Source organism: Halorussus salinisoli (genome assembly GCA_005239435.1).
GTDB lineage: Archaea > Halobacteriota > Halobacteria > Halobacteriales > Haladaptataceae > Halorussus > Halorussus salinisoli.
Window position 1 is genome coordinate 1,337,194 of sequence record SZNP01000001.1, and the last position, 20,746, is coordinate 1,357,939.

21 protein-coding genes, 1 tRNA gene and 1 pseudogene are annotated in these 20,746 nt (G+C 64.4%); 10 read left to right on the forward strand and 13 right to left on the reverse strand.

Annotation, left to right across the window (positions count from 1 at the left end; genetic code table 11):
• Positions 1 to 88 precede the first annotated feature (88 nt).
• The 3 genes from E2484_RS11095 to E2484_RS11105 all read left to right on the forward strand — a co-directional run bounded on the left by E2484_RS11095 (position 89) and on the right by E2484_RS11105 (position 4,902).
• A complete protein-coding gene (locus tag E2484_RS11095; protein ID WP_137285247.1) occupies positions 89 to 2,863 on the forward strand; it encodes an ATP-dependent helicase in 2,775 nt (924 codons plus the stop codon).
• A 93-nt stretch (positions 2,864 to 2,956) separates the two neighbouring features.
• A complete protein-coding gene (locus E2484_RS11100) occupies positions 2,957 to 3,202 on the forward strand; it encodes a hypothetical protein (protein WP_137285248.1) in 246 nt (81 codons plus the stop codon).
• A gap of 71 nt (positions 3,203 to 3,273) precedes the next feature.
• Positions 3,274 to 4,902, forward strand: a complete 1,629-nt coding sequence (locus E2484_RS11105; RefSeq protein ID WP_137285249.1) for an SLC13 family permease — start codon at positions 3,274 to 3,276, stop codon at positions 4,900 to 4,902.
• A gap of 24 nt (positions 4,903 to 4,926) precedes the next feature.
• Here the strand turns inward: E2484_RS11105 and E2484_RS11110 are convergent, their stop codons facing one another.
• From E2484_RS11110 to E2484_RS11125, 5 genes and pseudogenes are all read right to left on the reverse strand, one after another.
• Complete coding sequence (locus E2484_RS11110) at positions 4,927 to 5,310, reverse strand: tautomerase (protein ID WP_137285250.1); 384 nt, start codon at positions 5,308 to 5,310, stop codon at positions 4,927 to 4,929.
• Positions 5,311 to 5,369: 59 nt separating this feature from the next.
• Positions 5,370 to 6,608: a lactate racemase domain-containing protein gene (locus E2484_RS11115; RefSeq protein ID WP_137285251.1), complete on the reverse strand. Its 1,239-nt coding sequence runs from the start codon at positions 6,606 to 6,608 to the stop codon at positions 5,370 to 5,372.
• 86 nt (positions 6,609 to 6,694) lie between these two features.
• Entirely contained in the window at positions 6,695 to 6,907 is a 213-nt protein-coding gene (locus E2484_RS25510) for a hypothetical protein (protein WP_321112453.1), read from the reverse strand.
• Between the two features lie 5 nt (positions 6,908 to 6,912).
• Positions 6,913 to 7,050, reverse strand: a pseudogene (locus E2484_RS25515) (methyl-accepting chemotaxis protein); the annotation flags it as partial.
• Between the two features lie 77 nt (positions 7,051 to 7,127).
• Positions 7,128 to 8,192: a M20/M25/M40 family metallo-hydrolase gene (locus E2484_RS11125; RefSeq protein ID WP_137285252.1), complete on the reverse strand. Its 1,065-nt coding sequence runs from the start codon at positions 8,190 to 8,192 to the stop codon at positions 7,128 to 7,130.
• Between the two features lie 130 nt (positions 8,193 to 8,322).
• Between E2484_RS11125 and E2484_RS11130 the strand changes: the two genes are divergently transcribed.
• Together E2484_RS11130 and E2484_RS11135 are read left to right on the forward strand one after the other, a co-directional pair.
• Positions 8,323 to 8,613 (forward strand): hypothetical protein, encoded by a 291-nt coding sequence (locus tag E2484_RS11130; RefSeq protein ID WP_137285253.1) that lies wholly within the window; start codon positions 8,323 to 8,325, stop codon positions 8,611 to 8,613.
• Positions 8,614 to 8,745: 132 nt separating this feature from the next.
• Positions 8,746 to 10,344 (forward strand): vWA domain-containing protein, encoded by a 1,599-nt coding sequence (locus tag E2484_RS11135; RefSeq protein ID WP_170977300.1) that lies wholly within the window; start codon positions 8,746 to 8,748, stop codon positions 10,342 to 10,344.
• 469 nt (positions 10,345 to 10,813) lie between these two features.
• Here E2484_RS11135 and E2484_RS11140 read toward each other — a convergent pair whose 3' ends face one another.
• From E2484_RS11140 to E2484_RS11150, 3 genes are read right to left on the reverse strand one after another with little or no spacing between them, the layout of a single operon-like run.
• Positions 10,814 to 11,311: an FkbM family methyltransferase gene (locus tag E2484_RS11140; RefSeq protein ID WP_137285255.1), complete on the reverse strand. Its 498-nt coding sequence runs from the start codon at positions 11,309 to 11,311 to the stop codon at positions 10,814 to 10,816.
• Complete coding sequence (locus E2484_RS11145) at positions 11,308 to 11,745, reverse strand: hypothetical protein (RefSeq protein ID WP_137285256.1); 438 nt, start codon at positions 11,743 to 11,745, stop codon at positions 11,308 to 11,310. The genes E2484_RS11140 and E2484_RS11145 overlap by 4 nt, the downstream gene beginning before the upstream one ends.
• Positions 11,745 to 12,617, reverse strand: coding sequence for an NmrA/HSCARG family protein (locus tag E2484_RS11150; protein WP_137285257.1), 873 nt, complete (start codon positions 12,615 to 12,617; stop codon positions 11,745 to 11,747). The genes E2484_RS11145 and E2484_RS11150 overlap by 1 nt, the downstream gene beginning before the upstream one ends.
• 93 nt (positions 12,618 to 12,710) lie before the next feature.
• On the opposite strand from E2484_RS11150, the gene E2484_RS11155 reads away from it, so the two are divergent.
• Positions 12,711 to 13,019, forward strand: a complete 309-nt coding sequence (locus E2484_RS11155) for a hypothetical protein (protein ID WP_321112392.1) — start codon at positions 12,711 to 12,713, stop codon at positions 13,017 to 13,019.
• 24 nt (positions 13,020 to 13,043) lie between these two features.
• Here the strand turns inward: E2484_RS11155 and E2484_RS11160 are convergent, their stop codons facing one another.
• Positions 13,044 to 14,777 (reverse strand): adenine deaminase C-terminal domain-containing protein, encoded by a 1,734-nt coding sequence (locus E2484_RS11160; protein ID WP_137285258.1) that lies wholly within the window; start codon positions 14,775 to 14,777, stop codon positions 13,044 to 13,046.
• Positions 14,774 to 15,730 (reverse strand): MBL fold metallo-hydrolase, encoded by a 957-nt coding sequence (locus E2484_RS11165; RefSeq protein ID WP_137285259.1) that lies wholly within the window; start codon positions 15,728 to 15,730, stop codon positions 14,774 to 14,776. The genes E2484_RS11160 and E2484_RS11165 overlap by 4 nt, the downstream gene beginning before the upstream one ends.
• Before the next feature lie 492 nt (positions 15,731 to 16,222).
• Between E2484_RS11165 and E2484_RS11170 the strand changes: the two genes are divergently transcribed.
• Positions 16,223 to 16,456 (forward strand): DUF7553 family protein, encoded by a 234-nt coding sequence (locus tag E2484_RS11170; RefSeq protein ID WP_137285260.1) that lies wholly within the window; start codon positions 16,223 to 16,225, stop codon positions 16,454 to 16,456.
• A gap of 88 nt (positions 16,457 to 16,544) precedes the next feature.
• Positions 16,545 to 16,619, forward strand: a tRNA-Val gene (locus E2484_RS11175).
• A 135-nt stretch (positions 16,620 to 16,754) separates the two neighbouring features.
• Here E2484_RS11175 and E2484_RS25520 read toward each other — a convergent pair.
• Both E2484_RS25520 and E2484_RS11185 read right to left on the reverse strand, forming a co-directional pair.
• Complete coding sequence (locus tag E2484_RS25520) at positions 16,755 to 17,336, reverse strand: hypothetical protein (RefSeq protein ID WP_321112395.1); 582 nt, start codon at positions 17,334 to 17,336, stop codon at positions 16,755 to 16,757.
• A 173-nt stretch (positions 17,337 to 17,509) separates the two neighbouring features.
• Positions 17,510 to 18,715 (reverse strand): carboxylate--amine ligase, encoded by a 1,206-nt coding sequence (locus tag E2484_RS11185; RefSeq protein WP_137285261.1) that lies wholly within the window; start codon positions 18,713 to 18,715, stop codon positions 17,510 to 17,512.
• 247 nt (positions 18,716 to 18,962) lie between these two features.
• On the opposite strand from E2484_RS11185, the gene E2484_RS11190 reads away from it, so the two are divergent.
• Positions 18,963 to 19,289 carry a zinc ribbon domain-containing protein gene (locus E2484_RS11190; protein ID WP_137285262.1) on the forward strand — a complete coding sequence of 109 codons (327 nt, stop codon included), beginning with the start codon at positions 18,963 to 18,965 and terminating at the stop codon, positions 19,287 to 19,289.
• Positions 19,290 to 19,320: 31 nt separating this feature from the next.
• On the opposite strand, the gene hisH is transcribed toward E2484_RS11190, so the two are convergent.
• Positions 19,321 to 19,971, reverse strand: a complete 651-nt coding sequence (gene hisH / locus E2484_RS11195; protein ID WP_137285263.1) for an imidazole glycerol phosphate synthase subunit HisH — start codon at positions 19,969 to 19,971, stop codon at positions 19,321 to 19,323.
• A gap of 91 nt (positions 19,972 to 20,062) precedes the next feature.
• Here hisH and E2484_RS11200 point away from each other — a divergent pair, with 91 nt between their 5' ends.
• A complete protein-coding gene (locus E2484_RS11200) occupies positions 20,063 to 20,704 on the forward strand; it encodes a mechanosensitive ion channel family protein (protein ID WP_321112398.1) in 642 nt (213 codons plus the stop codon).
• Positions 20,705 to 20,746 lie beyond the last annotated feature (42 nt).

Consider the following 20,746-nt stretch of genomic DNA (forward strand, 5'->3'; position numbering starts at 1 on the left):
ACCCCGACGCGGACGCCGAACTCGCCCGTTTCACTTTCACTCCGGTGGCCAAACCGTCTTAAGTTCCCGCCCCTAACGGACCGCCAAGATGGGAGCGCGCGACCTGCTGGCGCGCGGAGAGTTCGACTTCGACGCCGAGTCGGTCGAGGTAGACGACGCCGCCGTCCTCGAATCGCTGGAACCCGAAGTCAGGGAGTGGTGGGTCGAGCAGTTCGGCGAGTACGTCCCGGAGAACGGCGGCCTGTTCACCCCGCCACAGAAGGAGGCCATCCCCCTCGTCCGTGAGGGGACCAACGCCCTCGTCGCGTCGCCGACGGGGAGCGGGAAGACGCTGGCGTCCTTCACCGCGATTCTGAACGAGTTGTTCCGCCGGGAGCGCGAGCAGGAGTCGGGACTGGACAACTCGGTCTACTGCCTCTACGTCTCGCCGCTCAAGTCGCTGGCCAACGACATCCACCGAAATCTGGAGGTGCCCCTGGAAGGCATCCGCGAGAAGGCCGAGGCCCGCGGCGGGGAGGTCGGCGAGGTCCGCCACGCCATCCGCCACGGCGACACCGACGACGCGGCCCGCCAGAAGATGCTGAAAGAGACCCCGCACATCCTCAACACGACGCCCGAGACGCTGGCAATCCTGCTCAATTCCCCGAAATTCAAGAAGAAACTGGAGACGGTCGAGTACGTCGTCGTGGACGAGATTCACAGTCTGGCCGACGGCAAGCGGGGCACCCACCTCGCGGTGAGTCTGGAGCGACTGGAGAACTTGGCCGAGACGTCGCCGACCCGAATCGGTTGTTCGGCCACCGTCGAACCCCTCGAAGACATCGCGGACTTCCTCGTGGGCCGGGAGTCTGCTGGCGACGAGTCGAGCGCCGGACCCGCCCGCGACCGCGAAATCGTGGACACGCGGTTCGTCCGAGAGTTCGATATCGAACTACAGTGCCCGACCGACGACCTCATCGACACGCCCAGAGACGTGGTGAACGAGCGGTTCTACGACCGACTTCACGACCTAATCGGCGACCACACCAACACGCTCGTCTTCACCAACACCCGGTCGGGCGCAGAGAGGGTTCTCCACAACCTCCGGGAGCGATACGACGCCTACCACGAGGAAAACTCCGGGTGTCACCACGGCAGTCTCTCGAAGGAGGCCCGCCAGTCCATCGAGCAGGACCTGAAGGAAGGCACTCTCGACGTGGTGACGACCTCGACCAGCCTCGAACTCGGCATCGACATGCCCCACATCGACCTCGTGGTGCAGGTCGGGTCGCCGAAGTCGGTGGCCTCCCTGCTCCAGCGCGTCGGGCGGGCGGGCCACCAACTCGGCCAGACCGTCGCGGGCCGGGTGATCGCGCTCGACCGCGACGAACTCGTGGAGTGCGCCGTGATGTTGAAGAAGGCCGAGGAAGGGTTCGTGGACCGCGTCTTCGTCCCCGAGGAGGCCTACGACGTGGCGGCCCAGCACGTCTACGGGATGGCCATCAACGCGGTCCGGCCCGAACAGGAGGTCCGGGACACGCTCCGGCGGGCCTACCCCTACCGCAACTTCTCGGACGACCAGTTCGAGACCCTCTTTCGGTATCTGACCTCCGACTACGAGGGGTTGGAGGACAAGAACGTCTACGCCAAAATCTGGCGCGACGAGAACGACCCGCCCGACGGCGAGTATCACTACCCCGAGTTCGACGTGGGCCGACCCCTCGTCGGGAAGCGCGGCAGATTGGCGCGAGTCATCTACATGACCAACATCGGGACGATTCCCGACTCGTTCACCTGCGACGTGTTCACTCGCGGCGACAACGAGTGGGTCGGCGACCTGGACGAGTCGTATCTCGACACGCTCGAAAAGGGCGACGTGTTCGTCCTCGGCGGCCAGCACTTCGAGTTCGAGTACCGCCGAGGGTCGAAGGTGTACGCCGACAGGACGAACGCTCGGCCCACGGTCCCCTCGTGGTTCTCCGAGCGCCTGCCCCTCTCCTACGACCTCGGCAGGTCCATCTTGGAGTTTCAGGGCGACCTGCTCGAAACGTTCCGGAAGCGGGGCAAGCCCGCGGCCAGGGTCTGGCTCCGTGAGTTACCGCTGGACGAGAACAGCGTCCGGGCGATCGCCCGGATGTTCGACGAGCAGATTCGATACGCCGGACCCGAGAGCGTCAGCACCGACTCCCGACTGGCGGTCGAGATCGAACTCGACCGCGACGAGTACGAGCGCCACTACTACGTCCACTCGAACTACGGCCGGAAGTTCAACGACGGTCTCTCGCGACTCGTGGCCTATCGATGCGCCAACGCCGCCAACACCAACGTCTCGGTCGCCGTCGCCGACCACGGATTCACGGTCTCGATGCCGCTGAATCGGAAGGTGGACGTGGCCGAGATTCTGCGCGACATCGACCCCGAGGAGGTTCGCCCGGACCTCCGGGCGGCGCTCGACGGCACCGAACTCCTCCAGCGGTACTTCCGCATCAACGCCACCCGGTCGCTTATGATCCTGAAGCGGTACAAGGGCTACGAGAAGTCGGCCAGCGAACAGCAGGTCTCCAGCGAGATGCTGTTGGGGTTCGCTCGGGACCTGGAGGACTTCGCGGTCATCGAGGAGACCTACCGGGAGATCATCGAGGACAAACTCGCGGTCTCGGCCATCGAGGACGTGCTGGGCGACGTGCAGGCCGGGGACGTGACGGTGGTCCAGAACCGCGTGGACACGCCGACGCCGAAGGCGTTCGGTCTCGCCACGCTGATGGCCAGCGACGTCGTGCTGGCCGAAGATGAGAGCGCGGTTCTCCAGGAGTTCCACGACCGCGTGATGGACGAAATCGGCGACGAGTACGAGAGCGCGGGCGGAGCGTCGGCGGCCCGATAGCGTGAACGACGACCCGGACCAGCGGGCGAGTCGAAGGGGTTCACGGACCAGTGTCCGGATATTTATAAGAGGCCGACGTGATGGGTACGTTCGATGGGAGACCCGAAGGACGTCGACGTTTCGAACCTCTCGCCGCTCGCGTGGCGCTTGCTACGGGTCGCCGCGGGCTACGAACAGCGGGCTATCGAACGCGAAGTCGACGAGTTGGTGCAGGCACACGTCTCGATGCTCGAAAGCGGTACGCGGGCGCTTTCGCTGTCTCGGCGACGATTGCTCTTCGAACTCTACGCCGCGGAACTCGACGACGAGCAGGTTCGGGCAATCGCCGAACACTTTTAGCTCCGTCCGATTCCCCTGTTCACTAATCGTAAGATATTAATCGGTACATACCATCGCGTGAACGTGTATCAATGATACAGGGGTTGTCGTCGGCACGTAGACGTGTCGTGATGTTCGCTCTCGCACTACTGGGGACCGCCGTCATCGCTGGCGCTCCGACTCCGAACGGCCTCTCGGTGCGAGGGCAGTTCGCGCTCGCCACCATGTTCTTCGCGGGCGTGCTCTGGGTAACTGGGACGTTCCCGCTCGCAGTGACCGCACTTTCGATACCCATCTTGCTAACCACCTTCGGGGTGTATGCCGATCTCGACGAGGCGCTCGTCGGCTTCGCCGACCACCTCATTTTCCTGTTCATCGCCGGATTCATGCTGGCGAACGCGCTCCAGAAGTACGACATCGACCGCCGAATCGCACTGTGGATGATGTCGACGATGGGGACCTCGCCCCGGCGACTCGTACTCTCGGTCATGCTGGCGACGGCGTTCCTCTCGATGTGGGTGTCGAACACGGCGACGACGGCCATGATGACGCCCATCGCGCTGGGCGTACTCACGCAGGTCATCGGCCGCGACGGCGTCGAAGCGGCCTCCGCAACTGCGGACGAGGTGAACTCGGACGTGGCGGCGGACGGCGGTGCGGCATCGACCGCCGAGTTCGCTGGCGATGGTGAGTTCAGCAACATCCAAGTGTCGATGCTTCTCGGCACCGCATACGCCGCGAGCGTCGGCGGCGTCGGCACGCTCATCGGGACGCCACCGAACGCGGTGCTGGCGTCGCAACTCAACCAGATGTTGGGGTACGAGATCGGGTTCGCCCAGTGGTTGCTCATCGGCCTCCCGGTCGTCGTCGTCACGCTCCCTATCGTCTGGTACATGCTCACGTACGTCCTCTACCCACCGCAGGTCGAGGACGTGAGTGACGCCCGCGAGGAGGCCAGCAGGTACCTCGCGGAGGAGGGGTCGCTCGACCCGCGGGGCAAGCGCGTCGCGGCCATCTTCACCGGCACCGCGCTGCTCTGGGTCCTCGGCGGCCTCGGAGACTTCGTCGCTCCCCTCCTCCCCGACGCGTGGGCGGTGACGCTGTTCGGCGGTGAGGGGACGAGCGTCTTCGGCGTCGACGGTCATCAGGGACTGTTCTACTACGTCGTGGTCGGACTGATGTCCATTCCGGCGCTCGTGCTCGCCGACACGATGGAGTGGGACGAACTCGCCGACATCGACTGGGGGACCATCCTCCTGTTCGGTGGTGGTATCGCGCTCGCCGACGCGCTCGCCGCGACGGGTGCGACCAAGTGGATCGCCGACACTATCTTCAAGTCGCTAACGGGCGCGCCAATCCTGCTGGTGGTCGCAGTCGTCGTCCTCCTCGTCATCTTCCTGACGGAGATGACCTCGAACACGGCCACCGCGACCATCATCATCCCCATCCTCATCAGCATCGGTGGAGTCTTCGCGGCCACGCTCGGCCTCACCGACGTCGCCGCCGCCGTCTTCCTCTCGGTGTCGGGCGCTATCGCAGCGAGTTTCGCGTTCGCGCTCCCGGTCGCAACGCCGCCGAACGCCATCGTCTTCGGGAGCGGATACCTCAAGCAGAGCCAGATGATGCGCGCGGGAGTCGTGCTGAACCTCCTGATGACGGTCGTCCTCACTGGGTTCATCTGGTTGCTCTTCCAATTCGTCTGGCCCTACGTCCTCTGGTAGTCGAGCACCGCCGCAATCGCCGCCCTACTCCTCCTCGGCCGCGTCCCAGTCGTCGCCGATTCGGTCGTAGCCCATCATCTCGGGACCAGCGTGCTGGGTGAAGACGACCTTCGCGTTCGGTTCGGGTACGCCCCATCGCTCGTTCGCGGCGTCCATCACCGCGAGTGCGAACTCTCGTCGTTTTTCGACTGGACGGCCCTCCCGTACGTCGGCGTTCAAAAGCAGTATCGGACCCGACTCGGCGCGTCCGAGATGGAGGTCGGCATCGCTCCGGTCCCGAAGCGTGACGGCGACGTGTTCCGCTGTCGTCTCCATAATGTCTGTGTAGAGTCGAGTCACCTCGTCCGCGAACGCGTCTTTCTCGTCGGCGCTCGCGTCGTACGTCACGTCGAACTGTAGAAGCGGCACGCGTATCGATTCGGACCGGGGAACCGTTAGTGGTGCGGACTGGTCTGTTCGTCGGGCACTCACTCCGCCACCAGCAACGTGTCGAGCGCGTCCGGCACCACCAGCACGTCGCTCCCCGGTTCGACGGCGTCTTCAACCGACTCACGGGCGTGCATCAGACAGTCCTCGACCACCTCGGGACGTTCGCTGTCGGTGACGAACACGTCGTACTCCCGGAGGACTCGCGCCGCGACGAAGGCGCGCTGTGCGCCGGGTTCGTAGCCCCGTCGCATCTCCTCGTAGAGCGCGTCGGCGCTCTCGGCCCGGTTCAGCCGATCGTAGAACCGCCGCTCGCCCGTGCCCTCGCCCGCGCCCTCCTGCAAGCGCGCGGGGAGGACCAGTCTCCCGCGAGAGCGCAGGGGGTCGTAATCGCCGAGCGCGACGTAGGTCGCGGCCCGCGTCGCCTGATAGAGGTTTGCGTCCTTCGGCGCGCCGACGCCTGCGACGACGGCATCGTACGTATCGCTCAGAGAAATAGAAATAGTTCTTTTACACAACTCTGAAAGGCCTCGAACCACGTCGCGATGATCGCCCGCGCTAGCGCCGAGGATGCCCGACGGACCGTGCGTGACGTTCAGACAGAAGTCCACCCCTATCAGGTCGCCCGCCTCGTCCAGCGTCTCCCGGAAGGGGTTCCCCTCTACCCTGCCGAGGCGGACCCCGTCCCGCGCGAGCATCGCCGGGCCGTGGGTGTAGCGAATCAGCGACTCCCCGCCAGCGCCGATGGCAACCGTCTTCGCGCCGCCGGAGAACCCCGCGTACTGGTGAGGTTCGACCATCCCGGTCGAGACCACGGCGTCGGCGTCGGCCACGGTGGGACCGAGTTCGACCGGGACGGATTCGCCGCCCGGCCCCTCGACTTCGCCGACGACTTCGGTCGCCTCGGCGTCGTGGTTCTCCGCGAGGTCTGCGTACTCCCCGAGCGCCGTCCGCAACTCGTCGTCGGTCATCGGGCGATGCAGGCCGAGTCCCACCACGATGCTCACCTGTTCGCGGTCGATTCCGGCCGCCCGGAGGTCCGAGAACAGCGCCTCGACCAGCACGTTGTCGGGGGTCGCGCGAGTCACGTCGGTCACGACGACTGCTACCTCGTCGTTCGCGCCGACGCGCTCGCGGAGCGGCGGCCCGTGCGGGTCGGCCATCGCTCGCTCGGCGGCCTCGCGGGGGTCCGCGGGGTCGCCGTCGGGTGGTTCTGCCACGGTGACGTTGCAGTCTGGCAGCGAGAGGTCGATGGTGGTGTCGCCGTAGGGGAGTTCCATACCGACGTGCTACGACCGGCAGGAACGTAAATCGTCGTTCTGCGACGGAACCGGCCGTCCTGTCGCCGGCGTTCGGGACTACTCCGTCACGTCTCTGGGACTCCGAGCGCCCGGGCATGCGCCCGGTCGCCGTCTGCTGTCGCCGCCGAGCGGATGCTCTCTTCGCGGACGACCCCGCCGGTCCGAATCACCGTCTCGGCCAGCGTCTCGTCCTGTCCCTCGGTTCCGAACACGTCGTAGGCGTGCTTCCCGACGACCTGCTCGCGTACCCCGTCAACGTCTCGACGGCGTGATTCCACCGGACGATGTGTCCGTCCTCGTCGACGAGAAACGCGGGTTCGGGGAGATGTTCGATCAGATTTTCGAAGGCGTGACGCCAGAAATCACCCGCGTCGGTGTCGGTACTCGGTCCAATCTTTCGGTGAGACTCGTTGATAGACATCCGTAACGCCCCCTGTCAACTCAGCGTTCCGAGGGAGGGTATAAACCTGATGCGATGACGGAGAGGGCTCGGTCGAATCAGACGTCCACGGCGAACTCCTCGCGGCCCGCCGACTCCTCGGCGAAGGCTGCCAGCAGGTCGGCCGCGGCGTCCAAGTCGTCGGTGTCGATGACCTCGACCGGGGTGTGCATGTAGCGGTTCGGCAGGCCGACGTTCAGCGACGGAATGCCGCCCTGCGAGGTGTAGAAGGCGTCCGCGTCGGTGCCGGTCGCGCGGCCCGACGCCTGCAACTGGACCGGCAGGTCGTGACTGTCGGCGGCCTCGCGAACTGCTCGGACGACTTCCGGGTGGTTCGAAGAGCCGCGGGCGACGACCGGGCCGTCGCCGAGTTCGACCTCGCCGTGTTCGTGACTCTGGTCGCTCAAGTCGGGCGAATCGACCGCGTGGGTCACGTCCACCGCGAGCGCGGCGTTCACCGGGAGGTCGAACCCGACCATCTTCGCGCCCTGCTTGCCGAGTTCCTCTTGGACCGTGCTGACCGCGTACACCGTCGCGTCCACGTCGGACTCGGCGGCGCGCCGGGCCGCCTCCGCGGCGACCCAGATGCCCACGCGGTTGTCCATCCCGCGGGCGGCCATCCGGGTCCCCTCCAGTTCACGGACCGGCGTGTCGAAGGTGATGGGGTCGCCGACGTCCACGAGTTCGCGGGCCTCTGCCTCGGTCTCGACGCCGATGTCGACGTGCTGCTCGGTCACGTCCTCGATTTCGTCGTCCTCGGTGTCCCGGAGGTGGATTGCGGTCTGGCCGACGACGCCCCGAACGGGACCGTCGTCGGTGTGAATCTCGACGTGCTGACCCTTCGTCACGGTTCGGTCGGTGCCGCCGACCCGCGAGAGGTGGACGAACCCGTCGTCGTCCACGCTGTTGACCATCATGCCGATTTCGTCGGCGTGGCCGGTGAACGCGACGGCGGGGTCGCCGGCCTCGACTACGGCCACGGCGTTGCCGTACTCGTCGGTTCGTACCTCGTCGGCGAACTCCGAGACGTACTCGACCCAGTGGCGTTGTACGTCGGCCTCGAATCCCGACGGACTCGGAGTGGTTAACAGACTGTCGAGGAAGTCGCTGTGCGCTTCGTCCATACTGGAAATAACCCATCGCGTGGTAATGAAACTTCTACTTCAGTTCGGTACTCGTCGGCTCCCCGACTCTCGAACCCCGGGTTCTCGACTGCCCCAATCGCTAAGTTCGCGCCCCGCGAAGTTCCCGAACATGGGAATCCTCGAAATCCACTTTCACGACTCGGAGTTCAGTTGGTCGATGAACTCCGGGACCGACGACGAGCGGTCGTTCTCGCTCCGTTCCGGAAGCAGGTCCGGGGCGGCCACGGACGGCGGACAGACCGACCGACCTTCGATCGTGCCGAAACTCCGGTCGCTCGCAGTGCTCGCACTGGTCGTCGGCGCAGGTATCGCGTACAACCGACTCCAGGACCGGCAGGCGCGCGAGCAGGCCGAAGCCGAGGAGTCGCGGGGTCGCCTGTCGCGTCTCCGGTCCCGGTAGAGCGAACCTCGATTCGACCCTTCCACCGCCGTCGGTTTCGGTCGTTTCGCGGCCCGTGTGACCGTAATACTCCTCCGTCGTGTCGTCAAAAATATGGAATGTAGTAAATACCAGAAAGTTGTGTTGTTTCGCATGTCGGGGGACTTTTCGAGAAGAGCGTTTCTCAGAGGAGGACTCGGAACCGCAGGATTCGCGGCGTTCGCCACTGGGTCGGCGTCGGCGGTCCGCAAACAATCGAACACGCTCCGCGTCGAGTCCGACGGCGGTGGACACGCGGCCTACGAGTTCACCGTCAGCGGGTCGGTTCGTCAGGAGGATTCCGGCGACGTGGTTCGTGGTAATCGTGCCTACGGACACGTCGGGCCGAAGCGGGGGTCGGACACGTTCAGTTACTCGGGCCAGTTGACCGGGTTCGTCCTCGCCGGACCCGCGACTACGTACCGGAACGGGAGTCGATTGAACGCGGGCGGCGTTCCCCATCCGTCGGGGTCGGTTGCCGGGAGCGACTTCCCGTCGGTACAGGGCACGAACACGATTCGCATCGAAAGCGAGGGCGGTGGAATCGCCGTCTACGAGTTCGGCGTGACAGGTTCGCTGAGTCAGGTAGATAGCGGCGACCAAGTGCGAGGGAACCGTGGATACGGTCACGTCGGACCGAAACGGGGGACCGACGAGTTCCGATACACGGGAAACGTGTCTGCTTTCAGTCTCGCCGGACCAGCCACGGTACTCCACAACGGAAGCGAAGTGAGACCCAGTGGACAACCGGGTAGCGGTGGCGGAAATCAGGGCGGCGGAAACCAAGGCGGAGGCGGTCAGAACGGGGGCACTCGTCCGGACCACGAACTCTGTATCCACGCACCTAACGACCGACTGTACCCATACCAGTTCGCGGTCGGCGGGAGCATCGACAAACTCGACGCGTCGAAAATGGCGAGTATCGACTCGAACGTGGTGACTAGCGACGCCGAGGACGACGTCGACGACTGTAGCGTCAACGGCTTCACGAGGGGCGCGTGGGACTGCTACGCTTTCACGGGTGACCTCCGCGCGTTCTCGGTTCCAGAACAGTGGATGGGGAAGTACGAAATCAGGTTCGACGGGAGTCCGGTCGGCGCGCGTCAACTCTTCACGAGTAAAGACCCCTCGGAGGTGTCGTGCGGCGGTGGAGGGAGACCGGATTGCGACCCGATTCGGAACGACGTCATGCTGGTTCTGGACCGATCGAATTCGATGACGGATCAGGCGGGGAAGTTCAACCAAGCTAAGACGGGAGCGATAAATCTCATCGACCTGTTAGCCCGAAACGACCGAGTTGGACTCGTTTCCTTCGCAACTGGCGTGAGATTGGACTCGTCACTCACCGGGAACTTCGGTCGAGTTCAGTCTCTCGTTCGTGGTCTCGACGCTAGTGGAGATACGAACTTAGGAGGTGGTGTCGCTCGCGCTCGAACCGAACTCACGAGCAACGGACGGCAGAATGCCAACAAAATCATGGTCGTACTGGCGGACGGGGAACACAACACCGGGTCTCACGGCCCAATACCGGCGGCAAACGATGCGAAGTCGGCTAACGTTCGGGTGATGACTATCGGCATCCCTCGGCTGAGAGACCGGTCTCAGTTGCAGCGAATGGCCTCTAGCCCCCGGGGAAGCAACTTTGTCAAAGCCGATAGCGTGAAGGAAATAAACGACGCGTTCGACACCATCGCCCAAGAAATCTGCCAGTGAATCTACACGATCCGAACGAGCTCTTCACTCGGTCGTCCGACTCGTCTCGTTCCCTCCACGGACAGTCCACGAAGTCGGTTTCGTCGGTCGTCTCTGTTCCATCGCCAGGGTCGGTCGTCGCAGTCGCCTCCGCCGCCGCAGTCGCGGCAACCGCGGTCGTGGTCGCGTTTTCGGTCGTCACGGTCACACTTCCGACTGTCTCGCTCTGGACCACGGTACACTCGCCGAAGTTCCGAGACTCCGACCCCTGTCGAATCGTCCCGGTCGCGCCGGTCCGGAGGTGACGACCATCGCCTGTCCGCCGTAACCGCGGGCGTCGTCTCCAGCCGAGCGTAATTAAATACCTCTCCGTTAGGATGGATATCACTGTAATTGACTCCTATCGGCTTCGACCCGTGCCTCCTCCTCCACAGTGACCGCTACAACGGGGAAACCCGTCTACGAGCCTGCTAACCGTTCAAGCTGGTCTCTATCCCTCGGGCGAATCGCCCTTTTTGAACACGTATACGTCCTTCTCCCTTCCCTCTACAGTGTCAAACGATCTTTCGAGCGATGCTCTCGTTTTGCCAGTTTCGTCGTCGAGCTGTTCGGGTTGGAATTCGACGACGATCGCCCTACAGTTCCGACGAATTACCTCTATCTCGTTTGCCAGAAGGTCGCGTTCCGATCCTTCGACATCACAAATCAAACAGAACTCGTCCAAACCATCTGTCAGGCACTGGAGCGAAACACCCTCCGTAGTGATTCCGCCCCCTCTTACCGAGGTCTGTGACGAAACGGGTGTCCGTCCGAGCGATAACCGGACATCGTTACTATCAGACGAATAGGCAGCAGGAACCAACTCGAAGCCACAATCGTTCTTCTCCGAAACGCTCTCTAAAACAGGGTGGAGATCGGGATTCGGTTCTACCACTACGTGCTTCGGAGGATCGATGTAGGTGTTCGTGTACGCAGCGACGAATCCTATTCCACCCCCAACTCTACAATCGGAGCGTCGTTTGGGAAGTACTTCTTCACGAGTTCTCGCTCTTCAGCCTCGTACACGTCTGCTACAAGCGCGGTAAGAATATAGAGTGGCAGATCGGATGGAACCTCGATACCTCGCGAGTGTACCGGTGTCCGGGACCATCGATGCAAAAGTGTCCGTGTCGTAAACACACCACCGTCCACGACCCTCGATACACCCCCTTTGGCGCACTGGTTTCTTAAGGCTGAAAGCATCACCCACACGTGCTTCACCTCGGTTTCCTGCAGTAATACTGATCTGGAGACTAGATCTATTCGGCGTGAAACACCGTGTTCTTTTTGTGGAAGACGAGCCAGGACTCTCGACAACGGCGAGGAGTCCCCGGCGACGACGAGCAGCAGTGCGAGATCGAGCGTAGAGGCTAACCCGTGCATCAGTCTGTTCCCGCAAGACCCCACCCGTGCTCGCGGAGGTACGTTTCGAGGTCCGTGAACTCCACGTCGTGGTTCGCCCGAAGCGCGTCGAGGTCGGCGTCGTACCCCTCCTCGTCGAACCACTCGAACATGTCGGCGTACTCCTCGCCCATCTGCTCGCGGATGTCCTCTACCGGAACGTGGACGGGGTCGACGTCTCGGCCCATCACCGAAGAGAAGGTTTCGGCTGCGCTTTCGAGGGTGTGTTCGTCGCTCGCCAGTTCGAAGGCCTCGCCGACGTATCGGTCGGGGTCGGCGAACGCTTCGGCGACGACCCCGCCGATATTGTCCACGTCCACCATCTGGAGCGAGACGCCCTCGGCGAGTCCGGTCGCCAGCGTCCCCTCTTCGATGTCCTCGCGCATTCCCTCGAAATTCTGCATGAAGAAGACTGGTCGGACGACCGTCGCGGGCAGGTCGAGTTCGCGGACACGCTCCTCGATCTCCCACTTCGACTCGAAGTGCGAGATGCCCGTGTCACGGTCCGCGCCGCCGACCGAACTGAAGACGAAGTGGTCGACGTCCTCCTCTGCGGCGACTTCGGCGAGGTTGGTCCCCTGCTCGACCTCTCCCTCGTAGCCAGCCTCCCAGAAGTTCGTCACCCCGTACACCGCGTCTGCTTCCTCCACGATGGGTCTCAGGACGTTCTTCTCGGCGAGGTCTCCCTCCACGACTTCGGCCCCGCGCTCGGCGAGTTTGCGTGCCTCGGTGCCGTTCGGATGGCGAGTCAGCGCGTGGACCTCGAACTCGCCGTGGTCGCCCGACAGCAGGTGGTCGGTGACTGCTCCCCCTTGATTTCCGGTCGCGCCGGTCACGAGCACAGTCGGTGGCATGACGGACCAGAGACGACGAGCACGAGCATAAACTGGTCGGTCAGTGAGGGCGACCCACACACTTTTCGCCCGGTGCGTCGAACTCCGTACGCCATGCCCGAGAGTACCTACTCCGTGTACCTCGTTCAGCGACACGGCGAACAAGGTGGCAAGCGAGAGGTCACGTCACCCGTCAGCGGCCACAGTCTGGAGTTCTACGACACCGGAGTCTGGCTGGACCGCAAGATGGGCCGGAACTTCTTCCCGTACGAGCAGATTCGGACGATTCGGGAACATCCCGAAGACGAGCAGTCCGAAAGCGAGAACCGGGACCGGACTTCTCGCCAGAGCGAAGGCGAACGACCGGGTCAGCGATCCGGGGAAGGCGACCCCGGCGCCGAAGAGGAGATGCTGGAGGAGTGACCCGGTGGGCCGACCTGCGAGCGGTCAGGGCGTCAATCCGACGACTTCCCGGTCCAGGACGTTGGCGTAGCCCGAGAACGAGAACTTGAGTCTCGGCACGCCGGGGAAGGTCAGCGTCTGGACCGCGAGCATCGGTCGGTCGCCGTCGGCACCGAGTCGCCGGAGGGCCGCCTCCACCGCGTCGTAGAGTTTCGCGGTCTCCTCGACTTCGAGGTCCGAGCAGACTCCGGCGACCCGGGTCGGGAGTTCCGCGACGACCTCGCCGTCCTCGACCACGGCCCAACCGCCGCCCATCTCGTTGACGTGAGAGACCGCGGTCCGCACGTCCGCGTCGTTCGCGCCGACCGCGAGGACGCCCGTGGTCTCCCAAACGATGCTGGTAGCGACCGCGCCAGAGTCGAGTCCGAGGCCCGTCACGAAGCCAGTGAACCCCGTCCCGTCCCCTTTCGGATGTCTGTCGAGCAGGGTCGCTTTGAGGATTCCTGCTTCCGGGTCGGCGACGAGTTCGCCGCCCTCGACCGGCGGAGAGACGGTCGTCTCGCCCGAAATCAGGCCCTGCTGGTGTTCGACCGCTCTGACCGCCCCGTCCTCGGTGACGTCGGCGGGCACCCGGAACTCGGCGGGGTCGGTCGAGACGTCCACCGAGTCGTAGAAGTGGTCGGGGTACTCGTGAGTCCGCGGGGCGACCTTCGACTCGCCCTTGTTGTAGACGACTTCGCCGCCGCTGACGACCGTCGTGACGTTCACCTCGTCGAGGTCGTCGATGAGCACGACGTCGGCGACGCTCCCGGGCGAGAGCGACCCGACGCCCTCGTCGTCGAGACCGAAGTGGCGGGCGGGGTTGAGCGTCGCCATCCGAATCGCGTCGGCGGGTTCGACGCCCTCCTCGATGGCGCGCCGGACAACCGCGTCCATGTCGCCCTCGTCGATGAGTTCGCGGGGCCACATCCCGTCGGTCGAGAGCGAGAGTTCCGCAGTCGGCACCTCGGGGTAGGCCGCGCCGATCGCCTCGACGTCGTCCCGAATCGACCCGTAGCGCCCGATGGCGTGGACGCCGTTCTCGACGCGCTCGACGATATCCTCGCCCGAGATGGCCTCGTGGTCGTCGTCGATGACGGTGGCGAAGGCCGCGAGCTTTTCGCCCGAGCATCCCGCGGCGTGGCCCGAGACCGTCTTGCCTTCTTCGCGGGCGCGTTCGTACAGCAGTTCCGCGGGCGTGTCGCGACCGACCGCGTGAATCCAGTCGGTCTCGCCCACGCCGACCACGCGGTCGTCGCCGAGCAGGTCGGCGAGGGCTCGGGCCTCCTCGTCGTTCGCTCGGCGGGGTTCGAAGGTGTCGAGCAGGGGTTGAGGCGGGACGACGGCCCGCACGCGGACCGGCAGGTAGGAGGTCGCCGCGAGGAACTGTTCGACACCCTCCGCACCGAAGGCCGGGCCGTAGCCCGTGACCTCCGAGACGACCGTGGTGGTTCCCCCTTCGATAGCGTAGTGGTAGGCGTTCTCGAACGTCTGGTGGAGGTCGAGGTGAGTGTGGGCGTCCACGAACCCCGGCGCGACGACCCGATTACCGGCGGTGATGACCTGCGTGTCGTCGCCGACGACGGGGCTGGCGTCCTCGGGGAGCGCGGCGACTCGGTCGTCCACCACCACCACGTCGCGCGACTGGAACTCGCCGATCTCCGGCAGGCAGACCCGACCGCCCGTTATCACGAGGTCGGCGGAATCGTCGCCGAGCGCGACCGACTGGAGGTCGTTCACTCTGCCACCTCCCAGACCACGACGCCGCCCTGCTCGCGGGCGTCTACCTCGCCGCGCTCGTCCAGCACGTCGAGGTGACCGACCGCCTCGCTCATCCCCGAGAAGTACTCCGTCGCGGGCAGGTCGGAGAACAGTTCGTCCATCACCTCGACCGCGGTGGTCGGGCCGCCCGCGACGATTTCTCTGACGTTCTCGGTGCGGTCCTCGTGGGACGCCAGAATCTCGCCGATGCGCTGGCTCGGGGTCTCGATTTCCTCGCGGTGGCCCGGTAGAAACCGGTCGAAGTCGCGCTCGCGGAGGTCGGTCAGCGAGCGATTGAACGCCGGGAGGACTCGCGGGCGCTCGCCGTCCTCGTCGATCGGGGGTTGCAGGAGGGGATTCGGCGTGATTCCGTTCAGCACGTGGTCGCCGACCAAGGCGCACTTCTCGCCGTCGTCGGTCTCGTAGGTGAAGACGGTCTCGCCGGGGGCGTGGCCCTGGACGGCCTCGGCCGTGACGCCGGTTCCGGCGACCTCGATGGTCTCGCCGTCTTCGAGTCGTCGGTCGGTCTCGACGCCGGGCGCGACCCCGAGGAACGACTCGGGGAGCTCGGTGACGGTCTCGGCGGTCGAGCCGGCCATCCCGTGGCGCTCGAAGAACGGCACGAAGTACGACTGCTCGTAGTCGAGTCGCGCCTCGAAGTCGGCGATGATCTCGGCGGTCGTGGGACTGGCGACGACTCGTGCGCCCGCCTCTCGGAGGCGACTCGCCAGTCCGAAGTGGTCGGGATGGGGATGGGTCACCAGCACCTGTTCGATGTCGGTCGGTCCCAACTCGCGGGCTTCGAGGCTGTCGAGCAGGGCCGCCCACGCCTCTTCGCTTCCCGGTCCGGGATCGACCAGCGTCCGCCCGACGAGGTAGGCGTTGACGGGGCCGATCTGGAACGGCGTCGGTATCGAAAGCCGCGTGAACATACGCCCACTGTGGCCGCCTGCCGATAAACCGTTTGTGACACGGGTCGCCGGTCGCCCGGCGTCGAGACGCGAGCGTTGCATCGGTCGCTGGCACGTCGCTTACGCCGGTCGGTCGTCGCTCTGTGGCGTCGGCGGCGGTTTCGAGAATCTTCACGGACCACGGGACGCGGCCGGGCCTGCGCGAGCGTAGGGAGTCCAGGCCCGGCCGGGGAGGTACGGCGGCGCGGTGGCGGTCGCGGTGCTGTACCTGCCGCTCGAACCGACGGAGGGCTGATTCCTCCCCCGGATACCACATCGAGCGATATCAGTGGGAAACAAATAAAATTCTTAAAAATAACTAAGTATGTGTTTAGGTATTGTAGAGTTATCTACACGACACTCCGCTCTTCATCGACGACGCCCGGCAGACGCCAGCACGAGACCTCGCCGCGGTTCCGACGAGGGTAAAAGCTATATCTGTCCTCGTCATAGGAACAGAATGGTGTGCGTGACATGAACAAACACTTCGAAGACGCGTGGTACTACGTCCGGCGTGCGGGCAAGCACCTCGCTCGCGGCGTGCGCGAGGAACTCGACCCGGTAGAGCGCCGCCTCCGGAAGGCCACTGGCCGCGAACGAGAGGAGACGAACCGCGCCGAGCGATGGCGCGAAGAACTGAAAAAGACCGAAGACGAGGCCGCCGAGCGAGCCCGACGAGCCGTGCGCAAGGCACGCAGGCGAGTCTGAGAGGACTCGCGTGAAGCCCCGGACGGCAGTCGGTTTTCCGACCGTAAAGTAAGCCTTAAGTCGCGGAAGAGGAAAGCATGGAGTGCACGGGTCGGTAGTCTAGTCCGGTTATGACAGCTCCTTCACACGGAGCAGGTCGGCGGTTCGAATCCGCCCCGACCCATGTTTTCCCGCGAATCACACTGCGAGCAGTTCCATCTACTCGCAACACTGTGAACGGGAAAATCGTTCGCTCCGACCCACTTCTGACGGCGTGACGTGAGATAACGGTTCTAGGATAGTGACACTGCGTGGCCAGTCACTCCGAGGTGGTGTCCTCGTCGGTCGTAGTCTCGGTCTCCGTTTCTGTGGTGGTCTCGGTCGTGGTCTCTGTTTCGGTGGTGGTCTCCGTCTCGGTCTCGGTCGGTGTCTCGCTCTCGGTAGTTGTGGTTTCGGTCGTCGTCGTTTCGGTCTCTGTCTCCGTTTCAGTCGTCGTTTCGGTGGTCGTCGTAGGCGTGGATTCCTCGCACGACCCACCGTCGTGGAGTTGGACCTCGAAATTTCCGCAAAAGTTGTTCGCGCCGGTCGCACTGAAGCGATAGGCGTCACCGACGGTCGGATTGGAGGAGCCAGCGGGAACGAGGAGATAGAACGTGTCGCCTTCGCACGTCCGACACGTGAACGAATCACCGTCGTTACACAGGCTCGAACCGTAGTATCGGAAGGTCTCGACGATACCTTCGTTTCCGGCTATCTCCGCTTCGCTTCCTTTTGTTATCCACCCTGTAGTTTCCGAATTGGAACGATTGGCGTCGGACCGGCGCGAATCGAGTACGGAAATCCCGCCGAGTATCGCACTACTGGCTTCGAGCACTCGGCGACGTGATACGTCCTCCGTCATTCCTGTTCCCCTTCTCTCAATATGTGTGGACTGTGTTAACTATTATCTAGCTAAATCTGGTAGTTCGTTCTGCTCCCGAGGTTCCGACCTCGCTTGGCCGTGTCGGAGTGACTCGAAGACGCACCGTAGCGACCGTTCGAGCCACTGAAAACTACGACCCACCGTACCGCGACCTACCGACCGAAAAACTTCGCCCCGACGTTCTTCAGGTCCTGAATCGCGGGCATCGGGTCGTCGGCGCGCAGGTAGTCGAACCGAGGATGTCGGAGTATCGACCCCGCCACGTCGCCCACCGACTCCGTGAACGACGGCCGCTCCACGAGCGGGTAGTCCTCGAACAGGATGCTGTGGAGGTGGAGCAGTTCCCCCCGAAGGAGGTGGCCCGCAATCCCCACGTCGTAGTCGGGGTCGCGCTCGGGCGGCGTCCCTCCGGCCAGCGACCAGTAGTAGTACGGGAAATCGACGCCCGCACACACCGTGAACGGGAGCGAGGTCCAGAAGCGCGGGTTGACCTCCATGAGTTCGAAGTCGCCGGTCCGAGGGTTCCGGAGGAACTCGACCATCGCCAGTCCGTGCCAGTCGAGTTCGTCGAGCAGTCGCCGCCCCGCGGCGTCCAACGCCGGAATATCGACCGATTCCCGGAACGCGCTCGGGCCGCCCGAGTACTTGTATCCCCGCCGCTGGCGGTGTTGAAACGTCGCTACTGGCTCGCCGTGGTCGTAGAGCGCGAAGAAGGCGTACTCGTCGGAGTCGGGGACGTACTCCTGCACGAGGGGGACGTGGTTCATCTCGGCGACCACCGCGTCCCGGTCGGGTTCGGTGCCCGGCGCGACGAACCGCGTCGAACTGTGCTGGGCGTGGCTCTCGCCGTCCGCACCGTCGAGGTACTCCGTCGCCCGAACCGTGTACCGCGGCTTGACGATGACCTCGCGGTCCCAGTCGTCCCACTCGTCGAGCGTTGCAGTCTCGGGCGTGGCCACCTCGGCGTCCGTCGCGGCCTCGAAGAGTCGCACCCGGTCCTGGACCGACCGAAGCCTATCGAGGTCGGGCCACGGCGTACTCACGTACTCGCCGAACGCCTCCCGATGTTTCGCCAGCACGTACACGTCCTCCTCCCGGACCGGGACGACGGTCCGAACGTTCGGGAGTGAGGCCAGCGAGAGCAGCGTCTCGGCGTAGGCCGCCAGGTCCTCGTTGGGGTCGGGAGTCGTGACCGAGTCCTCGCAGTAGTTCGACCGGAGGCCCGGTACCGCCTCCTGCTCTGAGACCGCAATCGTCGGGATGGCGCGCCGACCGAACGACCGGAGGCAGGCGGCGCTACTCGCGGCGTCGATTACCGGTACGACTACGGCGTCGGCGACTGGCGTCTCGGCCGTCATGCGAGGCGGACCCCTCCCTGCGAGTCGTTCGGACTGCCGACGAACTTGCTCGCCATCACTGTTACAGACGGGACAACGTCGTGCCGTATGAACCACTCGGCCCAGCGTGGCAAAGCAGAGCAGGGCAAGACAGCGAACGGGGTAATCGTACGAAACCGATCCGCGGTGGAGCGACACACGCGACCTTCGACCAACGGGAGTTCAAATAATCGATAGAATTAATAACTCGTACTTACGCCAGTCGGATATGAACCTCGCCCTCCGACTACTGGTCGCCTGCTTCGTGATTTCCGCACCGACGGTCCTCTTTCTCGGACTGATGCGGGGACTGGAGAGGACGCGCGACGACGCGCTCCTGATGGCGTTCGCCGAACGCGACGACGCGCCACGAGACGTGTCCAGCGCGGCCGCCGAAGCCCTCGACAAGGGACCGATTCGGGCCGACGGACGCGGGTCGAACGCGGCGGACGACCCCGCGCCCGTGGCCGACTCGTTCGTCTGTTCGACCTGCGGCGAGTCGAACATGACCGGCGCGAAGTACTGTCAGGAGTGTCTCGGGGAACTGAACCGGTAGTTTTGCGCCGGTAGATTTGGGATACTTCGCCTCAGTCTGCCGTCGTTCCGGTCGCTCGCGCCCGATACGTTTTCGCGTACTCGACGAAGTTCTGGAGGATTTCGAGTCCGGTCTCGCCGCTCTTTTCGGGGTGGAACTGGGTCCCCATCACGTTGCCCGCCTCGTTGGCGGCGACGGCCGCGAACTCGAATCCGTAGTCACACGAGGCGACCGCGTGGTCGTCGGCCTCGGCGCAGTACGAGTGGACGAAGTAGGCGTAGTCTCCGTCTTCGATACCTTCGGTCAACGGGTGGTCGCGCTCGACTCGGAGTTCGTTCCACCCCATGTGGGGAACCTTGACCTCGTTCCGGGGCAGTCGCTCGACGCGGCCGGGAATCAGGTCCAAGCCGTCTACAGTCTCGCCGTCCGGCGCTCCCTCCTCGCTCTCGGTAAAGAGGAGTTGGAGACCGACGCAGATGCCGAGAATCGGGGTGTCGTCGGCGATCTCCCGGAGCACGTCGTGGAACGGGGCGGAGTTGCGCATGCACTCCTCGAACGCGCCCACGCCGGGGAGGACGACGGCCTCGGCGTCGGCGATTGCCTCGGGGTCGTCGGTGACTTCCACGTCGGCGTCGGCCCGCTCGAGCCCCCGCCGGAGGCTCCGGAGGTTGCCAACGCCGTAATCGACGATGGTGACGTTCACAGCGGAACGTGAGGATGAGAGGTATTGGGCCTTTCCCGTTCCGGCAGAACTGCCCGAGAGTTCTTGTCTCCCGACCAGGTATTACGTACACGTGAAAGTCATACAGGACGAACCCCTCGCGGGAATCGTCACCGAGGCACTCGCAGAACTCCGGGCCGGTTTCGTAGACGCGATTCCGACGCTCATCACGGCACTCCTGTTCGTCGTCGTAGCTTATGCGACCATCAAAATCTCGATGACCCTCGTCCGGTCGGCGCTCGGACGCATCTACGCCGACGAACTCGTGGCCGACCTCTTTACCGCCGTCGTGGGCGTCTTCCTGTGGTTCGGTGCCGCGCTGACGCTCCTGAAGATTCTGGGCATGGGCGACATCGCGGCGAGTCTGGGGACTGCCACGGGGTTCATCGCCCTGGGTATCAGCTACGCGCTCTCGGACATGATCGCGGATACGGTCTCGGGCGTGTACCTCCTGCGCGACCCGGACTTCAACCCGGGCGACACGGTGGAAGCCAGCGACGTGACGGGCGTCGTGCGCGAAATCGACCTCCGGAAGACCCGCCTGGAGGTGGAAGGCGGCGATACGGTGGTCCTCGGGAACAGTTCGGTCGAAGAGAAGTGGACGAAGAAGACGGACGCGGAGACGAAGCAGTCGGAGTCAGAGGCGGTTCCGACCGGCGTTTCGGAGGCCTCGGGCGAGTCGGTGACCGACGAGGCACGAAAATCGCCAGAATAGACCCGTGGAATCGTCGGTCGGTGGCAGTTTTCGGTCGGTGGC

Excerpts from the sequence above, each read along its gene's own strand:
- E2484_RS25520 (WP_321112395.1), bottom strand. The coding sequence starts at position 17,336 with ATGACGGAGGACGTATCACGTCGCCGAGTGCTCGAAGCCAGTAGTGCG.
- E2484_RS11125 (WP_137285252.1), bottom strand. The coding sequence starts at position 8,192 with ATGGACGAAGCGCACAGCGACTTCCTCGACAGTCTGTTAACCACTCCG.
- E2484_RS11190 (WP_137285262.1), top strand. The coding sequence starts at position 18,963 with ATGAACCTCGCCCTCCGACTACTGGTCGCCTGCTTCGTGATTTCCGCA.
- E2484_RS11115 (WP_137285251.1), bottom strand. The coding sequence starts at position 6,608 with ATGGAACTCCCCTACGGCGACACCACCATCGACCTCTCGCTGCCAGAC.
- E2484_RS11165 (WP_137285259.1), bottom strand. The coding sequence starts at position 15,730 with ATGTTCACGCGGCTTTCGATACCGACGCCGTTCCAGATCGGCCCCGTC.
- E2484_RS11100 (WP_137285248.1), top strand. The coding sequence starts at position 2,957 with ATGGGAGACCCGAAGGACGTCGACGTTTCGAACCTCTCGCCGCTCGCG.
- E2484_RS11170 (WP_137285260.1), top strand. The coding sequence starts at position 16,223 with ATGAACAAACACTTCGAAGACGCGTGGTACTACGTCCGGCGTGCGGGC.
- E2484_RS11135 (WP_170977300.1), top strand. The coding sequence starts at position 8,746 with ATGTCGGGGGACTTTTCGAGAAGAGCGTTTCTCAGAGGAGGACTCGGA.
- E2484_RS11105 (WP_137285249.1), top strand. The coding sequence starts at position 3,274 with ATGATACAGGGGTTGTCGTCGGCACGTAGACGTGTCGTGATGTTCGCT.
- E2484_RS11185 (WP_137285261.1), bottom strand. The coding sequence starts at position 18,715 with ATGACGGCCGAGACGCCAGTCGCCGACGCCGTAGTCGTACCGGTAATC.
- E2484_RS11130 (WP_137285253.1), top strand. The coding sequence starts at position 8,323 with ATGGGAATCCTCGAAATCCACTTTCACGACTCGGAGTTCAGTTGGTCG.
- E2484_RS11155 (WP_321112392.1), top strand. The coding sequence starts at position 12,711 with ATGCCCGAGAGTACCTACTCCGTGTACCTCGTTCAGCGACACGGCGAA.
- E2484_RS11095 (WP_137285247.1), top strand. The coding sequence starts at position 89 with ATGGGAGCGCGCGACCTGCTGGCGCGCGGAGAGTTCGACTTCGACGCC.
- E2484_RS11145 (WP_137285256.1), bottom strand. The coding sequence starts at position 11,745 with ATGCACGGGTTAGCCTCTACGCTCGATCTCGCACTGCTGCTCGTCGTC.
- E2484_RS11150 (WP_137285257.1), bottom strand. The coding sequence starts at position 12,617 with ATGCCACCGACTGTGCTCGTGACCGGCGCGACCGGAAATCAAGGGGGA.